The following is a 24,556-nucleotide window of genomic DNA, read 5'->3' on the forward strand; positions in this document are numbered from 1 at the left end:
GCACTGTACCGGCGTTTCCTTGATTGGCGCCACCTTGCACTGTACCGGCGTTTCCTTGATTGGTTCCTTGGTTGGCACCACTTTGAAGTGTACCGGCGTTTCCTTGGTTGGCACCGCTTTGCAGTGTAGCGGCGCTTCCCTGGTTGGCACCACTTTGCAGTGTACCGGCGCTTCCTTGGTTGGCACTACTTTGCATTGTACCGGCGCTTCCTTGATTGGCACCGCCTTGCACTGCGCCTTGAGTGCCCTGATTTGCGCCAGCAGTTAATCCGCTGTTAGCCCCGACATTAGAACCGGCATTTGCACCTGATCCAGTAGCGGATGTACCAGCATTCGCCCCAGTAGCTCCGGTCTGTGAAGCGGTGGCGTTACCCATTGCGCCTCCGGAGACTACTACATTGTTACCAGCACTGTTCCCAGCCAGGTTCCCACCGGTAGTGGTGTTTCCAGCATTAGCGGTGCTTCCAGCCGCACTGGTGTTCCCAGCATTAGCAGTGCTTCCAGCTGAAGCGGTGTTCCCAGCATTAGCAGTGTTTCCAGCTGAAGCGGTGTTCCCAGCATTAGCAGTGTTTCCACCTGAAGCGGCATTCGTGCCAGCGTTCGTACCAGTGGTGTTAACAGCCGACGTGCCTGTACCTGAAATGTTGGAACTTACATTCGCTGCACTATTTCCACCAAGAACATTGGAAGCAGTTCCGCTGGCCTGAGAACTCAAGGTACCACCGCTATTCGCAACGTTGCCTGTCGAATTGGCCGTGCCAGTTCCAACAGCCGCGCTCTGGTTAGAAGAGGCATTAGCACCAGTTGTGACACCACTATTGGCAGTTCCAGCCAAGTTCGAACCGGCCGCAGTGCCTAAAGTGCCGGTTGAATTTCCTGAATTCTGGCTTGACACATTGCCGGCGGTGGTCTGGTTGCCTCCGACAGAACCGCTCACATTACCGGTTGTGCCTCCAGTACCAGGGTCTTTGCCGGTAATATTGACTGCAGGCAATGCATTGACGTTACCGCTTGCCGTCGACAGGCTCAACGAGCTATTAGCTGAATTTCCGCTATTAGAATTGATTACAGAAGCTGCGGTGGTCGCGGCATTGTTAGCGGTAGAGTTACCCGCAACATTAGTAGCGCCAGTGGCTGTTCCCGCGTTGCTTGTATTTGTACCACCAGTACCAGTAGCATTGCCGGACGCCGTGTTGAGAGTGCCACCGGTGCCGACATTCGAACCTGTATTGACGGTTCCCGCATTAGCTGTCGAACCGACGTTGGTGGTTCCAGCATTGGTCGTTGCACTGTTTGCATTTGCGCCAATATTAGTACCTGCGGAATTGCCTAAAGTACCGGTATTAGTAGTAGCATTATTGGCACTACCTGTAGTGGCTGATGCTGAAGGCAACGATGATACTGTGCCTGTAGTAGCTGTTGAGTTGAGCGTCTGACCAGACGTATTGACGCTCGTAGAATTCGAAGCGAGATTGGTTCCAGCATTTGTGGTTACAGTTGTAGAATTGCCAGTGTTGACGATTCCAGTGTTGACGTTAGCAGTGCTTACGTTGCCTGCTGTATTTGCAGATGTGTTTGCAGTATTTGCACCGGTATTCGCGGTGTTCGCACCAGTGACTACAGTGCCAGTGCCAGTGTTAGCGGCAGCGGTAGTGCCTGCAACTACCGTTCCAGTATTAGTGGCAACATTAGTGCCGGTGCCGGTGACAGTTCCATTCGTATTCGTAATCGGAACAGCAGTTGAACTGCCGGTATTTCCATGTCCATTATTTGTAGCATTGACGACCACACTACCGTTGGCGCTACCGATCGCGACTCCAGTGTTCGTGGAAAGATTGAGCGTACCACCTGAGCCCAGGTTCACAGGTCCCGGCGTCGCTTGAACCGGTCCTACAGCAACACTGCTTCCGGTGCTGTTGCCACTGCCATTAGTGACAGTAACCGGCACAGAGGGTGCCTTCACTTCAACTGGCTGACCGTAGAAGTTCGTACCGTTATCTTTGGTGGTACCAGGGTAACCGAGTATCGGTCCAGGCAAAACTACTGGAGTGCCGACCGGCGGTTGTGTTGTCGTCCTCTCCATCGGAGTAATAGTGACCATGCCAGTCTTGCTGTCGATCGTCACCGTACCCGTCGTTTCCTTGATCACGTTTCCTTTTGGATCAAAGACGGTCAAAACGTTGCCGTTAGCTTGACGCAACAGATAACCTTCGGAGTTCTTAATCTCGGTTCCGTTCGGTCCAACCGTTACTTCCGTGACCTTGCCGTTCACAGGAGCGAGATAGTAAGTGGTTGTCTGATGGTCGGGGCTAATAGCCACTCTCGAACCATCAGCTTTGACGATCATCTGTGAGCCATCCGGCGAAATCGTCTTAAATGCCTGTGTTGCAGAATCAGTCCACGTCTGTTTACCGCTGGCATCGACAGTGAGCGTACCTTTAAAGGCTGGTGCCCCAGGGCTGGTCCACACGCCATCTTTGAGAGTGTAGACCGTATTGCCGCTCGCATCACTGACCCGCACTGGCTGTCCATTCGGGCCAGGCGCATACTCGATCAAAGTCTTATTACCAACAGAATCAGTTATGGATGTCACCCGTCCATAGCTATCTTTCTCAACAGTCGGTGTAACCGTCGGCGGCGGAGTTACATCTCTCTGCTGAGTGGGCTGCGTAATGACATCGGGTTTAGTTTGACTAACAACCGCATCTGGTGCCTTTGGAACTTCTGGCGCCTTCACAACATCAGGTGCTTTGACAGGCTCTGCAGTTTTTACAACCTCTGGTGCTTTCACAACCTCTACGGGTTTCGGAGGCTCAGGTGTTGCTTGAACACGCTCCGGCGTGCTTACTGGTTGATTAACTGGCTGCTGCTCTTGCCTGACGGGAGGCACATCAAGTCGTACAGAGGAAGTATCTCTGTTTGCATTGTAGATAGAGTTCGAATTATTGGACGAATTGAAGTTCTCCGACCTGATCACAGGGTTATCAATCGGAGTGTAGCGAGATCCGGTGTTATTGTCTGTTGATGCAACTTGCTTAAACAACTCCGGCGCGTTGCTTGACGAGCTTATCCTTTCGACAACTGGAGGAGCACCCGGTCCACCACCGCCGTAGCTGATGTTAGAAGGCTCGACTCTAGGTGCTGGAGGATCGACACGCATCGTCGTAGCCACCAGCCCGACAGTATTGGAGTCAGCAATCTTCGTTGCCGGTGGAGTGAATGTAGACTGCGGTGGCGGCGCTTGATAAACAGGCGGACCGTTGTTGACGACAGGTTGAGGAACATCAGCCTTCACAGGTGCTGTCACGACAGGTTGACCAGCAGGCGCTTGCACGACCGGCACCACTTCTGGTGCTTTAACTACAGGCGCCGACTCGGCAATCTTGCCTAAAGGTGAGCTGGGAACTTCCGGCACGTTAGGCTTCGGCCCAAATACAGGAGCTGTTGGAGTCGGCGGTACAACCGGCGGAATCGGTGCAGGCGGCGTCACGACGACCGGCTTACCACTGCCATCGGTATAGGTTCCATCAGCTGCCTTATTGGCGACTTGTCCTACACCATCAGCTCGAAGCACCTGAACACTGCCGGTATCGCTATTGGTGATAGTCGTGTTGCCAGTCTTTGAATCAACCGTAATGCGACCATTACCTGTTTGCAATACGTTCCCTTGAGCATCCGTAAGAGTAAATTTGCCTGAGCCATTTTCCTGTGTGAGAACTGAACCATCAGCTCCATTCTTGACTCGAATGTTGCCGTTTGCGTCCACCGTCACTTCGGTCTGCTTACCGTTAACAGGCGCATGCACGTATGTAGTGCTATCGCCGTAGGCATTAGTCTCAACGCGAGAACCGTTCGGATTAGCCTTAATCGTACTGCCATCTGAGTTGATAGTAGTTACGACTTTGCTGTTCGCATCGGTCCAGACCTGATTGCCGTGACTATCGATTGTGACGGTGCCCTTGAAAGGTGCGTCACCGCGCAGGTCACTGGTCCACGTCTTTCCGTCTGCAGAAAGCGTCCAGGTTCTAGTTCCATCACTGATCTGCGATGGTTGACCGTTTGTATACTTAACTGTCGTGTATCGTTCTTGGGCATCTTCGATGCCCAATACTTTGCCGGTAGCATCGCGTTCAACGGTCGAGGAAGGCAAGCCGTAAAACGAGTTGACTTCAAGCTGCGATCCATTGGCACGAATGGTTAACTGCGTGTTGCCGTCGGTACTGACCCATTGTTGGCTTCCATCGGCGCCGACAGTGACATTGAATGTCTTTGGCGGTGTTGATTTGTCGGTGAACGTACCATCAGCGTTGCGCTCGAAAATGGTGCCACCACTATTGATGGTTTTCAGACCCTGCGCATCATAATCAAAATTGTTGACTTTACCGACACTGTCGATTACTTGCTTGACATGACCATCTTTGGTCGTCGTAATCACTGAACCATCTGCTTGATGCGAGTGCACCATTCCTGCAGCATCAGTCAACGATGGCAGCCCGTTGTCGCTAATCTTCAGATTAGTGTAAGTAGTGCCATCTTTGCCCTGAAAGTTAACGCCATCAGTCGAGGTCAGTACGTTGGTACCATCGGTTATTGATTTCAATTTTCCAGTTGCAGGATCATAGTCATATTTGACAGTATGACCTGCTGCATCTGTTGCTGATTTCAGGTATTTATCACCAGTGTCTGGGTTGACGCCCTGCACACGGCTAGAGCCGTCAGGCATGCGCGTGGTGATATCTCCCGTCTTGATATCGACCGTACTCTTTTCGCCAAAATTGTTAGTAAATGAGTAAGTCCCGTCAGTCTTAACAGTGATGCTGCCCGACCATTTATCACCGTTATCATTGACCCAATTTTTGCCGGTAGAATCGGTAGCTTTCCAGTGACCGTCTGCGTTTTGCACATCAGTCAAATTGCCTTTTGCATCATAACCAAAGCTGTATCGATTACCTTTGGCATCGAAGATTTCGGTCACTTGACCAAACTTATTTGTTTCGATGCTGGACGTATCTTTCTTGAAGACATAGCTGCTTCCATCAGCGTACAAACGTGTGCTGGCGCCGGTAGAGTCATGATAATTGAGCGTTCCATTCTTATCGACGGCTACTTCGTTTAAGGTTGTCGTGCCGTTGCTGAAGGTCTTGCCACCGTCTGTGCTGCTGAAAGAACCAGCCGGTGAAGTGAATGAAACCAACTTATTGTTGGCATCGTAGTTGTAGGAATATGTCTTACCGTTGCCGTCGATTACATTGGTTACGCTACCAGCTCGGTTAGTGGTGATTACACTACCGTCGAGATTCTGAACAGTGCTGTTTGACGCAGAATCTTTGTACTTGAGCTGACCGCTGGCATCGAGCTGCACGCCGGAAATAACCTTACCCGAGCCATCTGTTGATACGAAGCTGTTGCCGCCATCAACGGAGTGGTAAGTGCCGGTTGGAGTTTTGATATCAGAAAGCTTGTCACCATTGTAGGTGTATGTCGAAGACTGCCCGCGTGCATCAACGACAGTCGACAGACGGCCAGCCTTGTCATACTGAAGCTGCGAACCATCCGGGTTCTCTGCGACTTTTGTTCCGTCAAGATTGGCAATTTGTTTAACACCCTTGCCGTCTTGATATACAGTTGTGCCAGTCAACTGGTCGATTGCCATCGAGCCAGTCCAGGTGTCAGTGCCGTTCGTCCAGTTTTTGCCGTCTGCCGATGTCCACGTGCCCGACTCGTTTTTCGTGCTCTTTATGGTCCCGTCGGCGTTGTAAGTGAACTCTGATACATGACCGCCGGCATCTGATTCTTTGATGATGCGATTTTCTTTATCGCGTTGCAGACTGGAGCCGTCAGGACGCACCTCAAGCGTGGATCCATCAGTTTGTGTAAGGTGTTTGATGCCGGTGCCTGCATCGGTCTGAACAATATTACCCTTTTCGTCTACACCGATAGTGCCTTTGTATGTTTGCGTTGCATCTGATTTAAGTGTCCAGTTCTGACCATCTGTCGAAGTCCAGTCACCTTTGCTGTTCGTAAACGTAGTCGTATTTCCGTCATAGCCGAAGGTGTACTTTGATTTACCATCAGCGCTGGTAACCAGAGTCGGGCGTCCCTGGCTGTCCCGGTTGACGGTGGAACCATCCGCTTGAGTGGAAACACTCGTGCCATCGCCCTTCTGAATGATGACCGTGCCGTCTGCAGTTCGCGTTTCCTTTTCAGGATATTTATCACCAGCTTTTGGCGCTGAAGTGAAGGTGTACGTACCATCACGGGTGACATCGAAAGTGCCTTTGACCTTCGTCTTGTCGGTGTCATTCACCCAGGTGTTGCCGCCATCAGGAGAGTGCCACCATCCATACTCATTCTTGACGCCTGTCTTTCGACCATTGGCATCGTACTGAAATTCGTAAGTTTTATTGTCTGGTGTGGTTATCTTCGTAACTTGACCATCCGGATTCGACTGGATTGTCGACTTGTCCGGATTAGTTACCGTTTTATTGCCGTCAAGCGAATATGAGGTGCTGACGCCATCTTTGACAATTGTAGCCTTACCATTAGCATCGAAATCCTTGCCATCGAATTTGGTGCCATCTTTGAACTGAACCTGGTGAGAGCCGTCGGGGTTCCAGGTGGTTGAAATTCCGGTACTGCGATCTTGATACTGGAAAGACCCGGTGCTGTCGTTGACTGTGATTGAACCCTTGAAAGTCTGACCTTTCTCGTTCTGCCAGGTATTACCATCCGCGCTCAACTTCCAGTTGCCGGTGGCATTATCGACTTCGACAAGATTACCGTTTTGATAGACAAACTTAGATTCACGACCGGCCGAATCCTTTTCGGCTACGACACGCGGCGGCTGGCGGTTCGTATCTTTGGTCACATAACTGCCATCAGCATTCAAAGTCTGAACCAGATGCTGACCAGTCGCATCAACACCCTGGTCGATCTGTCTTGGCGGTCCTGAAATTATGGCGGTATCGGTCGCGGGTGCGTTCGCTACCTCAGGAGCTGGTCCAGTCGGGTATTGAATCCATCCAGCAGGAATGAAGTTAGCGTCGCCGGGTTTGAGCGTAGTCTGTTGAGGTCCTGCCAGAGCTTGAGCCTCAGGATTGGCCTGGACAACCTTTCCATCACTCACTTGAGAAACAACAAAAGGTCCTGACTGTTGCTTAACTTCGGGGGGTTGCTTCGGCGCAAATTCCCCGCCGGGAGCCGAAACCAGACCGGCAGTGTTCACCTTGGCAGTTATATTCGTGTAGTCGTCAATGCCGAAACCGTCATCAATGCTCTTGCCTGCAGGACGAACGGCAGTGAGAGTCGTTCTTCTGTCACCATCACCAACGATGTTCGTCAGGTTGAGCGTCGTTTCGGCTGGCTTTTTTTCGCCTACCGTGGTTTTATCAGTCGCTTTTGGCGGCTTCTTCGAGTCATCAGTTGGAGGAGGTGTTTCAACCATTAGAAACCAGAACCGTCTTCACGGTCACTTTGCTCAGTTTTTCCTGCGCTTCCAGACACTTTCAGAGAATTAGTCGTCTAAGGCTAAAGCCTCAGTGGCAGCGCAATCGCACTCGGTAGTAAGAGATGAAACCGTCTGCCTTAGTCGACTAACTCAGCCAGTCTCCGGGGATCCCAGGGCTACCGGCAAATGCCGTCGCCCGCACCGATGTCAATATACTCCTATCCGTGTGCCAATAATGTCATCTATCCAACATTTCTTGTCCATTAGACAAGAAAACTATCGGATCTAGATTAATTCTGTCCGGTCAGACCAGATCAGCGGTTCAGGCTAATTAATTGAGCAAAATAACGGTCTCGATAATTCTTCCAGTTTGTCTTCAAATCGTTGTTCGAAAGTTCCAAAATCGCTTCGGTTGGCAAGTCGATGCGAACGCTCTTTCGATCGCCGCGAGGAGAGTATTCATGACGCATTGAACTCTGTGCAAAAATTTCGTAAGCCACCACGGATTTCCAGGCGTTATCCCGACTGACTTCTACGACAACAACAGTCGACGGGTTATCGCCATGAACCATGCATCGGGTCAGGCGAGTCTGTTCATCGAGTTGGACGACCGCCACTTGAGCTTGCGCATCATAGAGCGGCGGCGGGATGACTGGCGCCGGTTCGAGTTCGACGGTTTCTGGAGGGGCCGGGCGTTTGGTCAGAGGAACTCCAGGTTTTTGCACGAATCCAGCGGCCTGGATGACGACCATGCCGGCATCAGACACAGATGGAGGTCTCGAGTCGAGATTGAAGCTATGAGCACAAGCGCCGCAGATTGCCGCGCCTACCGCGCTCAGTCGGCCACACTGAGGGCAGGCCTTTGTCGACCTGCCGCCCGCTGGTGCCTTGACACCGTTATGTTCACGGAAGTACTCAACCTCATGAGCGGTCGGGATCAAAATCGTGGATCCGCGCGACAATCGTGCTAAAGGTGTGCCTTTTTGATCCGTCTCAACGGAAATGTCATTTATCTCCGCTAACAACGGCCAGAGGGAAATATCTTGCAATGATGGATGTTTCATTGCCACCGTCTTTAGTGTGTCGCCAAGCCTGACCACATAGCGAATGCGACCATCGGCCGGCTTTTGCTTGGCAATGGGTCCAAGCAATTTTTCAATGTTGGCCCTGCGTGCTTGCGCAGCCGCCAGCTGCTCTGGTGTCATCGATGGTGCACTTAAATCCCCGCCGGCAGCACCAGATTCAGTAGCATCACCAGATGTAGTACCATCCCAATTTGCACCGAACCGTGCAGCCAATTCCTCCTCTGCCGACAGTTTTTCGTCACCCGCAGACTGTGCAGTAGAGCCAGAATGTAAACGTTTTCGGAATTCTCGAATATCAACTTCGGACGGCAACCAGATCACCTGACGAGCGCGCAGATCTGGAACCTCACGACCGTTTTCCAACTTCATGGCAATTTCTTTCTTATTGATTTCATGAATCAATGGAGCCAACTTCGCATCGCGATGCTGTTTTGATGCGATTGACTCGAGAGTATCTCGCTCTCTAACGACATAACGACGGCGACGAGCGTCTTCGTCCTGTTTCTTGTCCTTGAGTTTCTCTTGCTCTTTTTGCTGCTTCTCTTTGTCTTCCCGAACCTTGCGGTCTGCCATGAGTGCAAGCAAAGCGGCTTCTCGGCGTTGCTGCTCTTCTTCCAGACGTTCTTTCTCGTCTTTCTGCTTCTCGGCCAGTTCCTTATCGTCTTTGCCCTTTTTGCCGTCGAGATTGTTGCCCAACCCGTCTTGTTTTCCAAAAGGAGAATGAGGATCGAGCTTATCGCCGCGCTCATCTTTACCGTCTTTGCTTTCAGGTCGAATAACCAGATCTGGCCGCCCTGGCATCTCCCCTCTTGCGCCAAGTTCTCCCTTTACTCCAAGTTCTGCTTTTATGCCGAGGTCTTTGCCAGTCATATCCTTGTCGGATTTTCCGGGTAATTCTTTGCCTGTCGGATCTTTTCCAGCAAGCTCTTTTGCGGCAATCTCCTTTCCAGCAAGCTCTTTGCCCGCTGCTTCTCTTCCCTGAGCATCTTTAACAGGCAACTCTTTTCCTGCAGCTAACTCTTTGGCGGTTGGCTCATGCTTCCCATCTGGCTTTTGCTCAGCTTTATTGGCAAGCTCAGCTTTGACGGTCGTCTCGATTTTGATGCCCGGTTCATTTTTACCAAGCAGGTCTGTCTGTCGTTGAGTTGCATGTGTATCTTGGTTCGCAAGACGAGCATCTTTCATATCGAGGAGCGCGCGTATAGCTTGCTCTTGTTGCGGAGTAAGCCTTGCCGTAAATGTAAGCGGATCAAGATTGGTCGGTGCCAGAGCGCTCTTACCTTCTAAACCACGCTCACCACCTCTGGTACCATCAAGGGAGCGACCGATGATGTCACCGAGAGTAAGCACGTTCTTGCCTTCGAATCCGAATTGCTTATTAACGTCTCCTACAAGTCTGTTTATCTCTTGCATCAACCGAGCATCACGGACCTGCAGGGACTGCAAATCGATCAAATTCTGGTTGCCTCGAACCAGATCGGTCAACCTGTCGATAGCCATCTTTTGACCTTGAGTAATATCGACTGGGGCTCCCGCCACTCGATCACCTGGCTGAGTAAGCAGCGAAGCCAGCCTACCGACTGCAGCATCGGTGATCTGTCCCTTTCCATCAGGATTCAAAAATGCTTGCAATTTATCAACTTTTTGCGGATCGAATCCTTTCAATATATCCTGCAGATTCTGATTCTGACTGCGCGGATCGAAGTCACCCATCTTATTGGACTGAATTTGTTTCAAAGCATCTGCAAGGAACTGCCGGGTCTGCGGATCATGCATATCCAGACCAGGAATACCATTTCTCTGTTGCGGCAACGCTGGCTGCGGCTGGTCGCCACCGGCACCACGAGCGGCTATCTGCACACCAGGGTTATCTTTGCCATCACCGCCATGCCCACGAGTCAAATCTGGTGGCAACTGAACCGGTTGAAATGGCTTACCGTCACCCCCAATTCTATCGACCGGCTGCATGCCAGGGTTTTGTAACTTCTGCGCCAGAACGGCAGGATCGATCGGTCCTTGCCCCGGTTGACCTGGAAGTCCGCGAAGCGCGGCATTGTCGCCACCAGGCGTGAAGTTGCCTTTGTTTCCATCTTTGAGGATGACACCCTCAACTGCTGTCACAACCTTCGCTGGATCTACCTGCCGAACCGGTTGACCATCAATACCTCCTGGATTCGGACGCACGACTGGCTGGTTGTCGCCATTACCTTTGGTCCACTGACCACCCGGATTCAAGTTATCCGGTTTAAGTGCACCGCCATCCAGTCTCGCCGGTATCGGCTGCTGACCTGGTTGCACCACCGGCTGCTCACTTTTCGCTGGTGTCGAAGGGATAGCAGCAGGCTGCTTGTCGGTGCCAGCCGGCGCAGCTGGCTGCTTATCGGTGCCTGCCGGTGCAACTGGCTGCTTGTCAGTTCCAGCCGGTGCCGGCTGGGAAGTACCTGGATTGTCCATCCCTGACCGAACCTGATGGGCAGTTTGTCTCAAGTCGTTTATTACATCGCCGGCATTAGCACGATCGGTTTTGATCCCCACTTCAGCAACTTGTCTAATAAAGTCTCGCTGTTGCTCTCTTGGAAGCTGGCTCAGACTGCTGGTTAACAAATCACGCTGTTGTTGATCATTGGCACCCTTGAACGAATTATAGAATGCCGCAGGATCGAGTTTTGGCGCTGCTGAAGGAGCAGCTGCCGGAGCAGCCACAACAGCGTGCTCGACACCACCAGTGGTGTTAACCACTGGTACCGTCTTATCAGTACCAGCCGGTGGTACTACTCGCTCCGGAGCCACGGCGGGCGCCACTACTGGCGCCACTGGAGCTACGGCTGCAGGTTTTTCCGCTACCGGCTTGTCCACCGCCGGTTTATCGCCCTGGCTTGCAGAAGCGTCGTTATCGTTATTTCTTCTATTTCCCCAACGTCCAAAGTTGTTCGAAACGACATCACGCTGCGTAGCTTCAATAGGCGGTTGCCCTTCTCTTTGAGGTTGCAGGGTATATCGTCCATTTTCTGACTGAACTTTGTAAGTATCCCCTTCAGGAGTTTTGAAGAATGTGCCGTCCCGATTATGGTACTGACCGCCCTGAATGGTGTTGCCATTGGCGTCCGTATACTTAACGACTTGCCCTCGCGAAATTCCCTCACCCTGACCGACATCACGATTGAACTGCTCAGCTGTGTATCGCGTATTCCCTCTGTTTCCACTCTCAAGCCCGATCGCGGCCCGGAAGGCATCTTCTGAAGATTCATGCGTCCCGCCACCTGACGTGTCGTTATGGGCGCCATCCCCTACGCGAGTACCCGAGGCGGCCGGAGCGGGATGTTTCTCTGGGGGAGGACTCTTCTTATCGTCTGCCTTTATGAGGCTGTCCGACGACGAAATTTCAGTCATGGTGATCTCCGGAAATAAGACAGGAACTAGTCTCTCACTCAACATACCCAAGAGGGTTGCCAGAGAATTCGTGTGAAATTGTGATTAGTAAAAGTCGGAGAAGCCGACCAATCAGTCGAGCCATCCATATATAAGATAGCGTTAAGAATAATAGCCCCAGCAGTGGGGCGTTGTCAACAAGCAACAGCGCCTAAATTGCCCCACATCGAGGGACATTTAATGTAATTCGTGTCCAGTCAAATGTCGGGGCGTGTACATAAAAATAGGCGGGATTTTAAACTCTTTCAATTCCGCATTTCAACGAAGCAACTTGCTTCTGCAAGTGGCATACCACACGCGGATGGCGGCATGGGTTCAATTTTTCAAAGCGCGGGTCTGGAACAAACCGACTCTCAAAAGAATAAAACGCAAGTTAGTAGCGAGCGCGAAAGTACCATTGCGCATCTGCTCTTCTCTTTTGGATATGCGAGCGCACAGGTAGATCAGCCAACCGCCTCAGCGTATTCACAAAGCACTGACAGCAAGCCATATCTACTGAAACCCGTCTCGGATACTACGGCTTCAGTAGTCCGAGCGGCAGAATCACTGACAATCGGAACGCAAGCACCGCTGATTCGGAGCGCCCTGACAACTAACTTACTTAGTCCTGAACCGGGCTTGCTCAAAGCTCAAGTTGCGCCCGCAGATCCCACCTGTCGAAACTTAATGCAGTGCGACACAGCGGCGCCGCGTCTGAGCAACAATGGACAGCCGGAAGTTCCCATCCTCAGAGTGCTAAAGGAAAGCGCCCAGGTACCTGTAGCCCAGACCGCAGATGGGTCTGCGGGCACCTCAGCCCCAGCCCCCAGGTATGATACTGCTGCAACTGCGCCAAAAACGCCCCCCGTTTATGAGCCGGCAGCGATAATTCCAGCAAGAGTCGAGCCCGCAAATCAACCAACAGTTGACAGTAAACCTGCACCGCAAAATTTGACGCGTGATTCGCAGAACCAGATTTCAACTCCGGCGATCAAGCCGGATGTGTCACCTCAGACGGTGCCCATAGCGGCAATATCCTCGGGCACACAAATAAATACAACTATCACTTCACCAATACGAAACGACGGTTATATCGCTTCTCGCACAGACATAGCGACGGGAATTCAACCACCTGCAATTCAACCGACAATATTGCAACCTCAGGCAAATCGCCCGGAGACACTTCCACTTAGCTCGAACAAAGTCGATGTGGTACCCGCTCCGCTCACGCAAAGAACTGAGTCTGGCGTAATACCAAGGTCCGAATCGGCGCCGACAAATCCACTAACTGCACCACAGACGGTTGGACGATCTGAAATTGGCAATCCGACAGTTCGCGACAGCATTCCTGCCAGAGAAGTACCTGCAACCATACAAAATCCGCCGAGGTCAGCGGTCATGGCCCAGGCAAGTACTGAAGCTGGGGCTATCCCAGTGCGACAGGTAGCAGCGACATGGAATGATCAACTAAATAGGTTTAACTACAATGATGTAGTGACACCACCCAGGTCAAATCAAACGACAGACAGACAACCAGCTACGGCACCAAATCCGGTGCCTGGCAGCCCCTTGCCCACCACCATAAGTTCTGATTCTTTATCTGCAAGAACGACTGCCGCATTACCTGGGGGAACTGATAAACAACCCTCGCTGAACCTGGATACAACGAATTCCAGGCAGAATTCCACCACCGACTCAACATCCGTGACCAGAAATACGCAACCAATGCCCGGCGATACAGGTACTGTGGTCCGACCAGGAACAAACAGTCCAGACAATACACAATTTGCAAAACCGGGACAACCAACCACAGTAGACACCCAAACAGTAGCAAAACCAGGTCCGACAAATCCTCTGGAACCATCAAAACCCGGCTTACCAGGTCCAATAGACTCTGCCACAAACCGAACGGCACCAACTGATAGGACTGGAATAGATTCCACTCGAAATGCCATAGACAGCAGAACCCCAATACCGGGAGATACAGCTCAACGAAATACTCCTGTGACCAACACAGACGGAAAGTTGATAGACGGGGCACTGAGACCAGGCGTAACTGATGGACGAGGGCAAGATGTAACGAGAACGCCTGCGGCTGATCCGTTACGACCGTCATCGCTAGAGAATCCACGAGGAACGGCCGAAGCAAAACCAACCGATCTCCCTAGAGCCGGGCAGGACGCACGCACGGCAGACAACGCCAGAATCGGAGCCGATCCTCGACTACAAGACAGCGCGAAAATCGGCATTGATGGTCGCACTCCGGATGCTTCCAGAACTGGAGTCGACGGTCGTACTCCCGATGCTTCCAGACCGGGAATCGACGCTCGTACTCCCGATGCTTCCAGAACTGGAATCGACGCTCGTACTCCCGATGCTTCCAGAACTGGAATCGACGGTCGCACTCCCGATGCTTCCAGACCGGGAATCGACGCTCGTACTCCCGATGCCTCCAGAACTGGAATCGACGCTCGTACTCCCGATGCTTCCAGAACTGGAATCGACGCTCGTACTCCCGATGCTTCCAGACCTGGAATCGACGCTCGCACTTCCGATGCCTCCAGAACTGGAATCGACGCTCGTACTCCCGATGCTTCCAGACCTGGAATCGACGCTCGCACTCCCGATGCCTCCAGAACTGGAATCGACGCTCGTACTCCCGATGCTTCCAGAACTGGTCAAGAATTCCGACCAGCGGACAGCCAACGCACCAATACCACTGATGGTGTCAATCGAGCCGAAGCAAATAGAACCACTAATGATGGAATCACCAGACAGTCTGATCAAAGAGGAGATCAAGCGAGAGGAGACATTCGACCAGACAGTCAAGTCGGGAAATTCGAAGCAGGACGAACTGAAACAGGAATTCGCGCCGGCTCTGAACTCTCGCAACAAAAAGCAGGTGAACTCCGCTCAGACGTTTCACCAGCAAAACCAGGCGAAGTTCGTTCAGAAAACACAGCAACACGCGGCATTGAACAGCGAAACGAAATTTCAGCAAATCGAAATAACGAAACGCGCGGTGAAACTTCAGGGACGCGAACAAACGAAGCAAGCAAAATAGTCGAGACTACCGGCATCAGAAATAACGAAGCGCGGCTAGATGCGACTGCCAACAAACAACCAGATAACACTCAAATCAGGACAGACATAGTTAGCGGAAGAACTGATTCAACAAAAGTCGACAGTACGAATTCGCGCTCAGACAATGCCGCCATTAAAGTCGACAGCGGGTCAGGACGCACCGACAACCCAGGAATCAAGAATGATGGAATGGCAGCCCGCAACGACATCCCATCCACCAGGACTGATACCGGATCGGCGCGCACAGATAATCCCGGAATCAAAACAGACAACAGCGTAGTGCGCACCGACAATCCTGCAATCAAAAATGAAATCAGCGCTGCACGCACCGACAATCCCGGAATCAAAAACGACAGTAGTTCAGTGCGCACCGACAACGTCGGAATCAAAAACGACAGCAGCGCAGCGCGCACCGACAACGCCGGAATCAAAAACGACAGCAGCACAGTGCGCCCCGACATTACCGGAATCAAAACCGACAGCAACGCAGTGCGCACCGACAATCCTGGAATCAAGACTGACAGCAGCACAGTGCGCACCGACATTACCGGAATCAAAAACGACAGCAGCTCAGTGCGCACCGACATCACCGGAATCAAAAACGACAGCAGCTCAGTGCGCACCGACAATGCGGCGAGCAAATTCGACGGTATTGTTGTCAAAAATGAAAGTCCAATAGTTAAGCCAGACGGCGCAAACAACATCAAGATAGACAGTGCACTGTCACAGTCACCCATCCAGAATGACTCATCCGCGCCAAAACAGAATGGTTCTAAAATTGCTGACGGAATAGATAGTAGCAAAATCGCAGACAGAGTGGGCATTCCCCCCGAAGGAGCAAAGCCAACGCCATTCGGTTTTCCAGCGGACGTTGTGGCAACGCACAAAGAAGCTGCTGCCATCAGGCAGGTTCTCAATGAACTTAGACAGAATCAAAATCTATCGCCCTCAGAGGTCCTGGAGCTGCCCAGCTTCAAAGAAGCAATCAGACTTCTGGACGCGCTCAAAACAAGAGATGCCGATTCGCATCAAGACGTCAAACAACATTTCACAACCTCGTTCGTAGAAGCAATGCGGCTTTCAGACTTCCTGAAAGTTCTGGAAAGAGCCGATGAAGTTCAGCAGAAGAGAATCCATAAGCAGCAGTGGGCCGCACGCTCTATTGCGCAAACACAGCATCGAGTCAGATACCTGGTCCAGCGCGAAGATACACTTGAGAGCATTGCGCAAAAAATTCTCGGCGACGTCAGATTCGTCCAGCTGCTCGTCACAATCAATAGAGCAGAAATTATCTTCACCGTCGTAAATGGCAAATCAGTATCAACAGTCTATGAAGGTCAATATCTCTGGATTCCAACACCCAATGAAGTCGCCATCCACCGCAAACACTATTTCAATGCAAACGGCGCTGCCTTGCGCGGTGAACCGATTGCACCGGAAGATCCTACGCCGATTCGAGTCGAAGAGTACGAAGCTCCTACAACGGTTCGCGATTTCGCGACTCGATTGAAACCGCTAACAGCACCACAGGTAATGACTCCAGAAGGACCGGTGAGCAGTCCGATGGCATTAGTTCTTTACCGGTTACGATTTGCAGGCAACCGAAACTCAGTCAATCTCGACGAAGTCCCTGAAGATGAACAGGAATCAGCACAACCCAGCAACAGACGTCACCACAAGGTCAGGCTCGGTGAGACCCTGCAGTCGATAGCCGTGAACGACGAGCTTTTGAAAGACGTAAACATGTGGGTTTTGATATGCCAGATAAACAATCTGAGCACCGCAGTCGATGTCGTCGGCAGACCTCGCGTTCAAATAAATCGCGGTGACATACTGCTGTTGCCAAACCAGGAAGAAATAGAAGAATTCAAACTACTGAAAAAACTGACAGAAATTGCGCAGTTGTCCGGCAAAGAGCTGGACGTCGACCTGACACGTAAACCGGCTCCAGCAAAAGCATCGCCTCACTGCAAAATTGACCGACAGATGTCAATCGAGAAACTCTGGGAGCGGTGCCGCATGATTCTGACTGACAACGATGACACCAGTTACAGTATCAAGCTGCAGAGAGACACACTCGAGGGTCGCTGGACGACAGTGGCAGCGTATGAATCGAAAAACGGAAAAACTGTTCGCTGGACATACAAAATAGACGGCGCCAGGACTTGCCTCGAGGTCGGCTTACCGGCGGCAGTGTCTCGCGAAATGGCAATAGAAGATTTTCAACGCAATTGGCGCTTTTACTATAATCGCTACACCGCGATCACAACAGATACGCTGGAACTGCTCGATTTGAGTGAGGCGGCTTTGTAGAAAGAGAGCGTCCATAAGTCGTCAGACGAATTCGTGCCCGCTAATTTTCATGTGAAATCACATGCGATACAATCTTCTGTCAGCGCAGCAAAGGGCAGGCACATGACTGATTGGCTAGACATATTCGATCAAGTAATTTACAACGAGGTGATGTTCTCTACATCGTCAGAAACGGCGCCGGCAAGACAAGAAAAGTCTTCACCATTGTTCAATCAAGCGATCATGGACCTGTTTGCATCCAGCGCCAACGACACAGCCGTACCTGATTTTCTCACGACTATAGTGAAACAAGATGAGTGGTGGATTGCCACAAAACCGGACGGTTCGCTAAATCCAATCAAGGCCGAAGCTGGCGAGTTTCGCAAAATGATGGAAATTGATCAGCCTCCATCCCCGAAGAGAAAACGTCAGAAATCTGCGCGCACTGGTAGCGGTGGCATTCTTTTGCCAGTCTATGACGAGCCACCATCAGATAAGATCACGCACAAAGTGACGGGATGCGAGTTAGCGGCTCAGACGACAAGCAAAGACTTAGATGGATTGCTGGTCTATTCAAAAGACCAGACCGAATTCGAGATCGACGCATCGAACTTTGACTTAATGAGAGATATTGCAAGCGAGACAGACCTTGAGAGATGGCTAACCACACCCAGTCCCGGACAAGTCGAAAAATTACTCCAGTCGACCTGGTACGCAGAATTCCATCACAGCGACAACATAAACATATCCACTAGAGATAGGTTGGCACTGATCCATACTCGCCCGGACCGCCTCGGGCTAAGTTTTAACAAGAGAGTGCCTATGACTGGTGAGAAACTTTTTCGCACACTTGTGGAGCAGAAAGTGGGCGGAGCACTGGTCGAAATCAGCAGAATAGGTCTCAAACACTATGAAACTTCGACAATTATTTTATCCCCGGCTTTTTTCTATAAGCTGCTTGAGGGTGAAGACATTCGACCTGGTGCGAAGCCCATGCCCGCTCAATCAATGGACGAAATCAAGCTTTGGCTAGACTTTTCGAAATTTCCATATAACAACAGACGTTTCCTGGAAACAACCTTGAATGGTGAGAAACTGGTGCGAGTTGTCGCGCCCGATTCGTCCGAATGGCAAGCGCTAGAAACAATAAGACTGGAATTCAAAAAGCCGGCTCCAACTTTGAGCCCAGTGTTCTCACTACCAGCTCAAGAAAATTTCGTTGACTCCGGCTTCGGTCCGCATCCTTCACGGCTGCTGTGCCCGGGTCTGCTGGCAGCCGAACTGGGAGCGATGGCATTTCAAGTTGGCAAGTATCCTGAGAAGCTGTGGCAACCAGGACGATGGGTGCTGCTCGGGAGATTGTTGAATCAAGATGATATCGAAGATTCTAAAAAACGTTTGAGACTGGCTCGAGAATTGCAGAAGCTGATTCCGCCGGGCAGCGATTCAATTCCTCTGTCGGCAATTTTAACCAACAAAGGTATGAACGTTTTCCACGAACATCCAATCGCGTTTACGAAGGCGTGGATTGATGCGACTGTGGCTCAAGCTGAGAAGTATACGAAATCTTTTGTTTGGAACTAGTCTCAGCTAAGCGCCGTTGCCTTGAGTCAAAGTTCCATCACCGCCGGTAGTGAGTGCATTTTGAGATGCCAGCTCGTTCGATGGGGCGTTATTTTGATCGGCTTGTTGCTGTTGATTCTTCAAAAGTCCGGGAGGAGCAAAGCGCATCCACATTGGAATCGCTGGTCCCGGTCCTGGATCTCCCGGACTGCCGGGTCCATCAGCAGGCATCATGGTGCCGTCAGTAGCTACGGGGGTTGGAGAAAATCGCTGCCAGGACGGCACACAGAGACTGGGATTGTAGGCAACGCTCTGCGGCTGCTGCTCACTAGCAGACTGCTGCGAACCTGCAACCTGCTGCTCGCTAGACTGCTGCTGGCGCGCCGCCTGACTGCCATCGGTCTGACTCAGGGGCGGAATAACCATTTGCGAACCATCAGCGCTCAAGACCGGAGGTTTGTCAGCAGACGACCGCTGAGTGCTCTGAATCAAATTCGCAAATTCTGTATTCAGTCCACTGCCCGTGGGCGCGGACGACAGTGACGATTCTGACCTTTCAGGCTGGAAGGGCGCGGTCATTAGTAAATTTCCGTGGGGCGTACTGAATGTTTGTAGCACGGTTTTCAAGTATTTCAAATGACTTCCGCACGTAATTAATATGCGACTACGTATTTCCCGCAAGAAACAGAACTAGTGCATCAGCTCCTGGGCTTCAAGCTCAGCTTTCAGATAAGCGATGATTTCGTGCAACTGAATACGGTTCATGCACTCACCCGGGCTGCCGGGTCCAGTGTATTTACACGACTTCTGGTCGCGACATTGACAGGAAGCACTTTGATTCAAGGTCGTACTCATACAACCGTAAGGTCCACTTCTTTCTGGATATGTTGGTCCGTACAAGCCGATCACTTTCGTGCCTACAGCAACGGCTATATGCGCCGGACCGGTGTCACCGGAAATAACTACCTTGCACTTTTTCAAGAATGCCGCCGTCTCGGTCAGAGACAGCCTGCCTGAAAGATCGAGACAGCGATTCTCCAGCTCAGCGTTCAAGCCGGCACATAGAGACTGCTCATCGGCTCCACCGATCAGAACCGGCAGGTGCGACTGCCATCCAAGAATGTGCTGCAACAGATATCTCCAACCATCGTATATCCAGGCTCTATGCGGTCGTAACTTGCCGACACCAGGAACGATACCAATCATCGGCAAAGGTCCAAAACCATGTTCGGCAATTACCCGGTGCACTACATCAAGAGCCAGGGCATCCGGAAAAATCGTCGGGAAAAGATGTTCTGGATATTCATTGCATACAGGTTTGATCGTATCGAGGAAATTTGCCGTGGCATGTTTGATTGGCCTCACATTTGGTGCCTGCTTCTCATAGCGCAAAACCTTGATTCGCGTAAGCCAGGTGAAAGCGGTCGATTTGAAAGAGTTCGAGAGGTCAACGAAGAGATCTGGTTTGACTCGCTCAAACGTTTTCATGTTCTCAAAGAGACTCGCATCTCTCGCATATTCGATCACTTCATCGACGGCAGGGCAGAGTTCGAGCAGAATCGGCCGCAGGGAGGAATGAGTCCAATATGTCAATTGAGCCGCAGGATAATTTAGTTTTAGAGTGGTGGCAACCGGCGTAGCCAGCATGCAGTCACCGATTGCGGCGGGATGATAGACGAGAATGTTGGCAAAAGCTTGCATTATTGATTAGTCTTCACTGGACTTTTGGTGCGCATCATTTATCATAATATTTGTATGAGTGATGAATCCTATTACGTTTTAGGTTGGCCCCAGCCCTCTGGAAAAGTAGCTGTACTTTGCCGATCTCGCGGGCAAAATGCCGGACCTGCTTATTGTTGGACAAAACGCGAGGCAATTCAATTGCGCACTCGCCTGGCCAATGATCGTCGAGGCGAAGAAAACCCCTCCGCTCGAAGAATCATACGACAACTTCTGGTTTACAAGTACTTATTGCGTCAGCCCCTCCAGTGGCGCCCAGGCGAGCTGTGGGTCTATCTTGATCCAGGTTATCTGGAAGCAGTCGAAGCACTGCGCGCAGTCTGATACACAAATCTTATTGACCATATCTAGCGGCATCTGTGCGCATGCTTCGCACATGGTGGCAATCTAGCGACGAATTGTGGAACTCCCTTAAAGTGCCCTTAACCGCTTCTCTGCTATTTAGATCAGCAGGCGTAGCGCCATAAGCACTAAAAGCCCTTTTTCAAGAGGCGAAGATTCCAAAATGGGTGTCGAAACAATAGTTGCAGTCTTTGCAATTGTTTTAGCGCTTGGCTTTGACTTCGTAAACGGCTTTCACGACACCGCCAACGCAGTAGCGACGGTTATATATACAAAGGCCCTCAAACCAGGCGTCGCCATCGTCATGAGCGGCATCTTGAATTTCCTTGGTGCGGTGCTGGTTGGAACGGCAGTTGCTACGGTGATAACGAAAATCATTCCTGCCGCTGTTGTCACGTTACCGATAGTGGTGGCAGTGTTGCTGGCAGCATTGATCTGGAACTTGATCACCTGGTGGTACGGAATTCCGGTCAGCTCCTCACACTGCTTAATAGCAAGCTTGTTCGGTGCCGGAGTGACGGCAGCCGGTTTTACAGGAGTAGATTGGAGCGAGCTGTACAAGGTCATGGCAGCGCTCTTTCTCTCACCACTGATCGGATTTTTCGCCGGTTGGTTGCTGACCTGGCTAACGCTGAAGTTATCGAAAGAAAAAGACAATCCACCTGGCACCAAACATGAACACTCTAAATTGATGCGGTTTCTCCACGTCATCGCCAGCGCTTCCGTCAGCTTCAGCCACGGCAGTAACGATGGGCAGAAAACGATGGGCATCATTACCCTCATCCTGGGCACTCACTTCAGCGGCTACACAACCAACCATGTCCCACTCTGGGTAATCATGAGTGCGGCGACGGCCATGGCGCTTGGCACCATCATCGGTGGATGGCGAGTCATTCGCACTGTCGGAACTAAAATCAGCAGAGAACGATTAAGCCATTCTCAGGGCTTCGGCGCATCAATGAGCACAGCTCTAATCATCCTGGCAGCCTCGCACATAGGCGCACCAATCAGCACCACCCACACCCTCAGTTCCGCCGTAGCTGGTGGAACGATACCGGCGCATGGAAAAGAGAAGTTAAATCCAAAAACCATGAAACTTTTGCTCAGCGCCTGGGTCCTCACAATACCGATTGCGGCGGCACTGGCAGCTATCTGTTATTCAATTTTGCGAATCATCTGGCATCCCTAATACAATAGAGTGCCATCAAGGAAAGAGATATGAAAATCGTCGTCGCCTTCAGCAGCCCTAAGCGCAGTGCCAACACAGTTGAGCTTGCCGCAAAACATGCAAAAGCCATGGACGCTGAATTGATCCTGCTGCGCATTATTCCAGACCCTGAAAAGGTCGGAGTAGTGGCACAGCTCATCTCAACCGAGCGACCGATCGACACAGCTCAACGACAGATTGACGAAGTAGTAGCTCGGCTGAAAGAGCAGGGTATAAACGCCTCTGGTCTCGTCAAATTAGGGGAAGTCGCTAAAGGCATAATGAAAGGCGCCGAGGAGTTACAAGCCGACCTGCTCTACGTCGGCACGACCAATATTGCCAAACGCCCGATTTTCTTGATGAAGCGCGACCCGATTGTGCGCTACCTCGTCGACCACTGCTCCATATCGCTCTGCCTTGTCAGGCGAGACTTTCCAGGCGAAGACCCGAAGAGCGGATCTGGCGAATCAAGCTGAAGCAATTTCTCTTCGATTGAAGTGATGCCCTGCAAAGAGCGAATCACCGTCATTGGTGGCAAACATTCGAGTATCTGCTTGCCGTAACGCTTATTTGTGAGCCGATTGTCGAGAATCGCCACAATTCCAGTGTCTTTATGAGTGCGAATCAGCCTGCCGACTCCCTGCTTGAGACGCATGGTAGCGTGCGGAAGCGAAAGATCATTGAACCAACTCGACTCAGGATTAGACTTCAGCACATCGCAACGAGCCTCGTGAACCGGGTCATCAGGCACCTGAAACGGTATGCGATCGATGATCACGCAGCTGAGCTGGTCGCCATCGATTGAGACGCCTTCCCAGAAACTGGAGGTTCCAAATAGCACTGCATTCGGTGTGCGCACGAACCATTCGAGAAGCTTCTTGCGAGGCATGTCACCCTGCTTTTTGGACGGAAAAGCGAGGCGCTCACCCAGCATGTTTGCCACAGTTGTCAGAGCATACTTGCTCGTGAACAGCACAAATGCACGTCCTTCACTGATATCGAGAATTCGCTCGATTTCATCGGCCGACTGCGCGGTAAAACTGGGATGATTAGGCTCCGGAAGGTTTCGAGGCAGATAGAGCAGCGACTGGCGAGCATAATCGAACGGGCTGGCCACCTTGTTTTGAATGACATGCCCTTCTACGCCGCACAAACTCTTGAAATAGCCGAATGGGTCATCACCCACGGTGGCAAGAGTAGCCGACATCCATACTGATGACTGTAAATGTGGTTTGTCGAAAACGTAATCCTGGATGAATGGAGCCACATCGAGCGGTGCGGCATGAACTTGAATGCGGCTGCCGCTTATGTCACCACGTTCCACCCAAACGACCCAGTTGGGATCGGGATTAGCCAGCAACTGCAGACAATGAATGTATGCAGTGGTTGTCGAAATCAATGCACGCGCCTTTAGTTTAGCTCGTTCACGAGCCTGACCGACATCGAGTATGGTGTCGAATTCCTGCTCTTCCAGCCAGACTTTGAGATTTTCGAGCGACAAAGCCAGTTCACTGGCTCCATCGATTGCTTGCCTTACGCGCGTCTTTTGAGTGGTGCAACTCTGCGAGAGTCTGAAGAAGAACTCGTCAGCTTCGAACTCCAACTCCCGCACGATGCTCAACGGCGCCTGTACACGCTTGGTTGCTTTGCTAGCCAGCATGCGCAGACCACGATTGCTGATACCCAAACCAAATGCGTCGGTTGCCACATCGGGTAGATGGTGCGCTTCGTCGACTATGAGCAAGTCGTATAGCGGGAGTATATTGCCATAAGATGCAGCATCAGCCAGAAGCAGCGCATGATTGACCACGAGAAGATCCGCTTCTTCGGCACGTTTCCTCGCATCAAAATAAAAGCAGTCATTGAAATTCGGACATTTATTGCGCATGCAGTCGTCCGAATCTGAGTTGATTTCATTCCATGTCTCCCAGTGGGGAACGAAATCAAGCTCTGAGATATCACCGGTCGAAGTCGAATGCGCCCATTCGATCAGTCGCTCATCCATCTCTTGCTCGTAAACTTGTTCTTCGAAACGTCGCACACCAAGATAGTTTCCACGCCCCTTCATCAGCACAGCGTCGAATTTGAAGGGCAACATCTGCTTCAGAGCAGGAATATCCTTATTGATATATTGCTCTTGCAGTGAAATGGTATTTGTTGAAACGACCACTTTTTTGCCCGAAAGCAAAGCAGGAATCAAAGCAGCAAGACTCTTACCGGTACCTGTGCCTGCTTCAAATATGCCTGTCGACTGGGTGGCAAAGGCACGTTCAATAAGGTGCGCTAATTCAAGCTGCTGCGGGCGAGCTTCGTAACCTGGCAGCTTATCTGCCAGGCGGGCAAAGATGTCTTCAACTGAAAACGCGCTGCGCTCTTCGTCCACTCAAA

The 24,556-nt window shown here is 51.4% G+C and carries 10 protein-coding genes and 1 pseudogene; 6 read left to right on the forward strand and 5 right to left on the reverse strand.

Features of this window, described 5'->3' with window-relative positions:
- Both EKK48_15115 and EKK48_15120 read right to left on the reverse strand, forming a co-directional pair.
- Positions 1–7,444, reverse strand: a 7,444-nt coding sequence (locus EKK48_15115; protein RTL40590.1) for a hypothetical protein, incomplete at its 3' end; no start/stop codon positions are given.
- 317 nt (positions 7,445–7,761) lie between these two features.
- Positions 7,762–11,922 (reverse strand): hypothetical protein, encoded by a 4,161-nt coding sequence (locus EKK48_15120; GenBank protein RTL40591.1) that lies wholly within the window; start codon positions 11,920–11,922, stop codon positions 7,762–7,764.
- A gap of 348 nt (positions 11,923–12,270) precedes the next feature.
- Here EKK48_15120 and EKK48_15125 point away from each other — a divergent pair, with 348 nt between their 5' ends.
- Positions 12,271–17,337, forward strand: coding sequence for a hypothetical protein (locus EKK48_15125; GenBank protein RTL40592.1), 5,067 nt, complete (start codon positions 12,271–12,273; stop codon positions 17,335–17,337).
- A gap of 102 nt (positions 17,338–17,439) precedes the next feature.
- A complete protein-coding gene (locus EKK48_15130) occupies positions 17,440–18,900 on the forward strand; it encodes a hypothetical protein (protein ID RTL40593.1) in 1,461 nt (486 codons plus the stop codon).
- 6 nt (positions 18,901–18,906) lie between these two features.
- Here EKK48_15130 and EKK48_15135 read toward each other — a convergent pair whose 3' ends face one another.
- Positions 18,907–19,458: a hypothetical protein gene (locus EKK48_15135; GenBank protein ID RTL40594.1), complete on the reverse strand. Its 552-nt coding sequence runs from the start codon at positions 19,456–19,458 to the stop codon at positions 18,907–18,909.
- A 111-nt stretch (positions 19,459–19,569) separates the two neighbouring features.
- Positions 19,570–20,580 carry a glycosyltransferase family 9 protein gene (locus tag EKK48_15140; protein RTL40595.1) on the reverse strand — a complete coding sequence of 337 codons (1,011 nt, stop codon included), beginning with the start codon at positions 20,578–20,580 and terminating at the stop codon, positions 19,570–19,572.
- A 136-nt stretch (positions 20,581–20,716) separates the two neighbouring features.
- Here EKK48_15140 and EKK48_15145 point away from each other — a divergent pair, with 136 nt between their 5' ends.
- The 4 genes and pseudogenes from EKK48_15145 to EKK48_15160 all read left to right on the forward strand — a co-directional run bounded on the left by EKK48_15145 (position 20,717) and on the right by EKK48_15160 (position 22,644).
- Positions 20,717–21,010, forward strand: a complete 294-nt coding sequence (locus EKK48_15145; GenBank protein RTL40596.1) for a hypothetical protein — start codon at positions 20,717–20,719, stop codon at positions 21,008–21,010.
- Between the two features lie 79 nt (positions 21,011–21,089).
- Positions 21,090–21,143 (forward strand): annotated as a pseudogene (locus EKK48_15150) (hypothetical protein).
- Positions 21,125–22,150 carry an inorganic phosphate transporter gene (locus tag EKK48_15155; protein ID RTL40597.1) on the forward strand — a complete coding sequence of 342 codons (1,026 nt, stop codon included), beginning with the start codon at positions 21,125–21,127 and terminating at the stop codon, positions 22,148–22,150. The pseudogene EKK48_15150 and the gene EKK48_15155 overlap by 19 nt, the downstream one beginning before the upstream one ends.
- 29 nt (positions 22,151–22,179) lie before the next feature.
- Positions 22,180–22,644 carry a universal stress protein gene (locus tag EKK48_15160; protein ID RTL40598.1) on the forward strand — a complete coding sequence of 155 codons (465 nt, stop codon included), beginning with the start codon at positions 22,180–22,182 and terminating at the stop codon, positions 22,642–22,644.
- On the opposite strand, the gene EKK48_15165 is transcribed toward EKK48_15160, so the two are convergent.
- Positions 22,551–24,551, reverse strand: coding sequence for a hypothetical protein (locus EKK48_15165; protein ID RTL40599.1), 2,001 nt, complete (start codon positions 24,549–24,551; stop codon positions 22,551–22,553). The two genes, EKK48_15160 and EKK48_15165, sit on opposite strands and share 94 nt — an antisense overlap.
- Positions 24,552–24,556: the final 5 nt, after the last annotated feature.

Source organism: Candidatus Melainabacteria bacterium (genome assembly GCA_003963305.1).
Lineage (GTDB): Bacteria > Cyanobacteriota > Vampirovibrionia > Obscuribacterales > Obscuribacteraceae > PALSA-1081.

Coding starts and splice junctions, on each gene's coding strand:
- EKK48_15120 (RTL40591.1), bottom strand. CDS start 11,922: ATGACTGAAATTTCGTCGTCGGACAGCCTCATAAAGGCAGACGATAAG.
- EKK48_15125 (RTL40592.1), top strand. CDS start 12,271: ATGGGTTCAATTTTTCAAAGCGCGGGTCTGGAACAAACCGACTCTCAA.
- EKK48_15130 (RTL40593.1), top strand. CDS start 17,440: ATGACTGATTGGCTAGACATATTCGATCAAGTAATTTACAACGAGGTG.
- EKK48_15135 (RTL40594.1), bottom strand. CDS start 19,458: ATGACCGCGCCCTTCCAGCCTGAAAGGTCAGAATCGTCACTGTCGTCC.
- EKK48_15140 (RTL40595.1), bottom strand. CDS start 20,580: ATGCAAGCTTTTGCCAACATTCTCGTCTATCATCCCGCCGCAATCGGT.
- EKK48_15145 (RTL40596.1), top strand. CDS start 20,717: ATGCCGGACCTGCTTATTGTTGGACAAAACGCGAGGCAATTCAATTGC.
- EKK48_15155 (RTL40597.1), top strand. CDS start 21,125: ATGGGTGTCGAAACAATAGTTGCAGTCTTTGCAATTGTTTTAGCGCTT.
- EKK48_15160 (RTL40598.1), top strand. CDS start 22,180: ATGAAAATCGTCGTCGCCTTCAGCAGCCCTAAGCGCAGTGCCAACACA.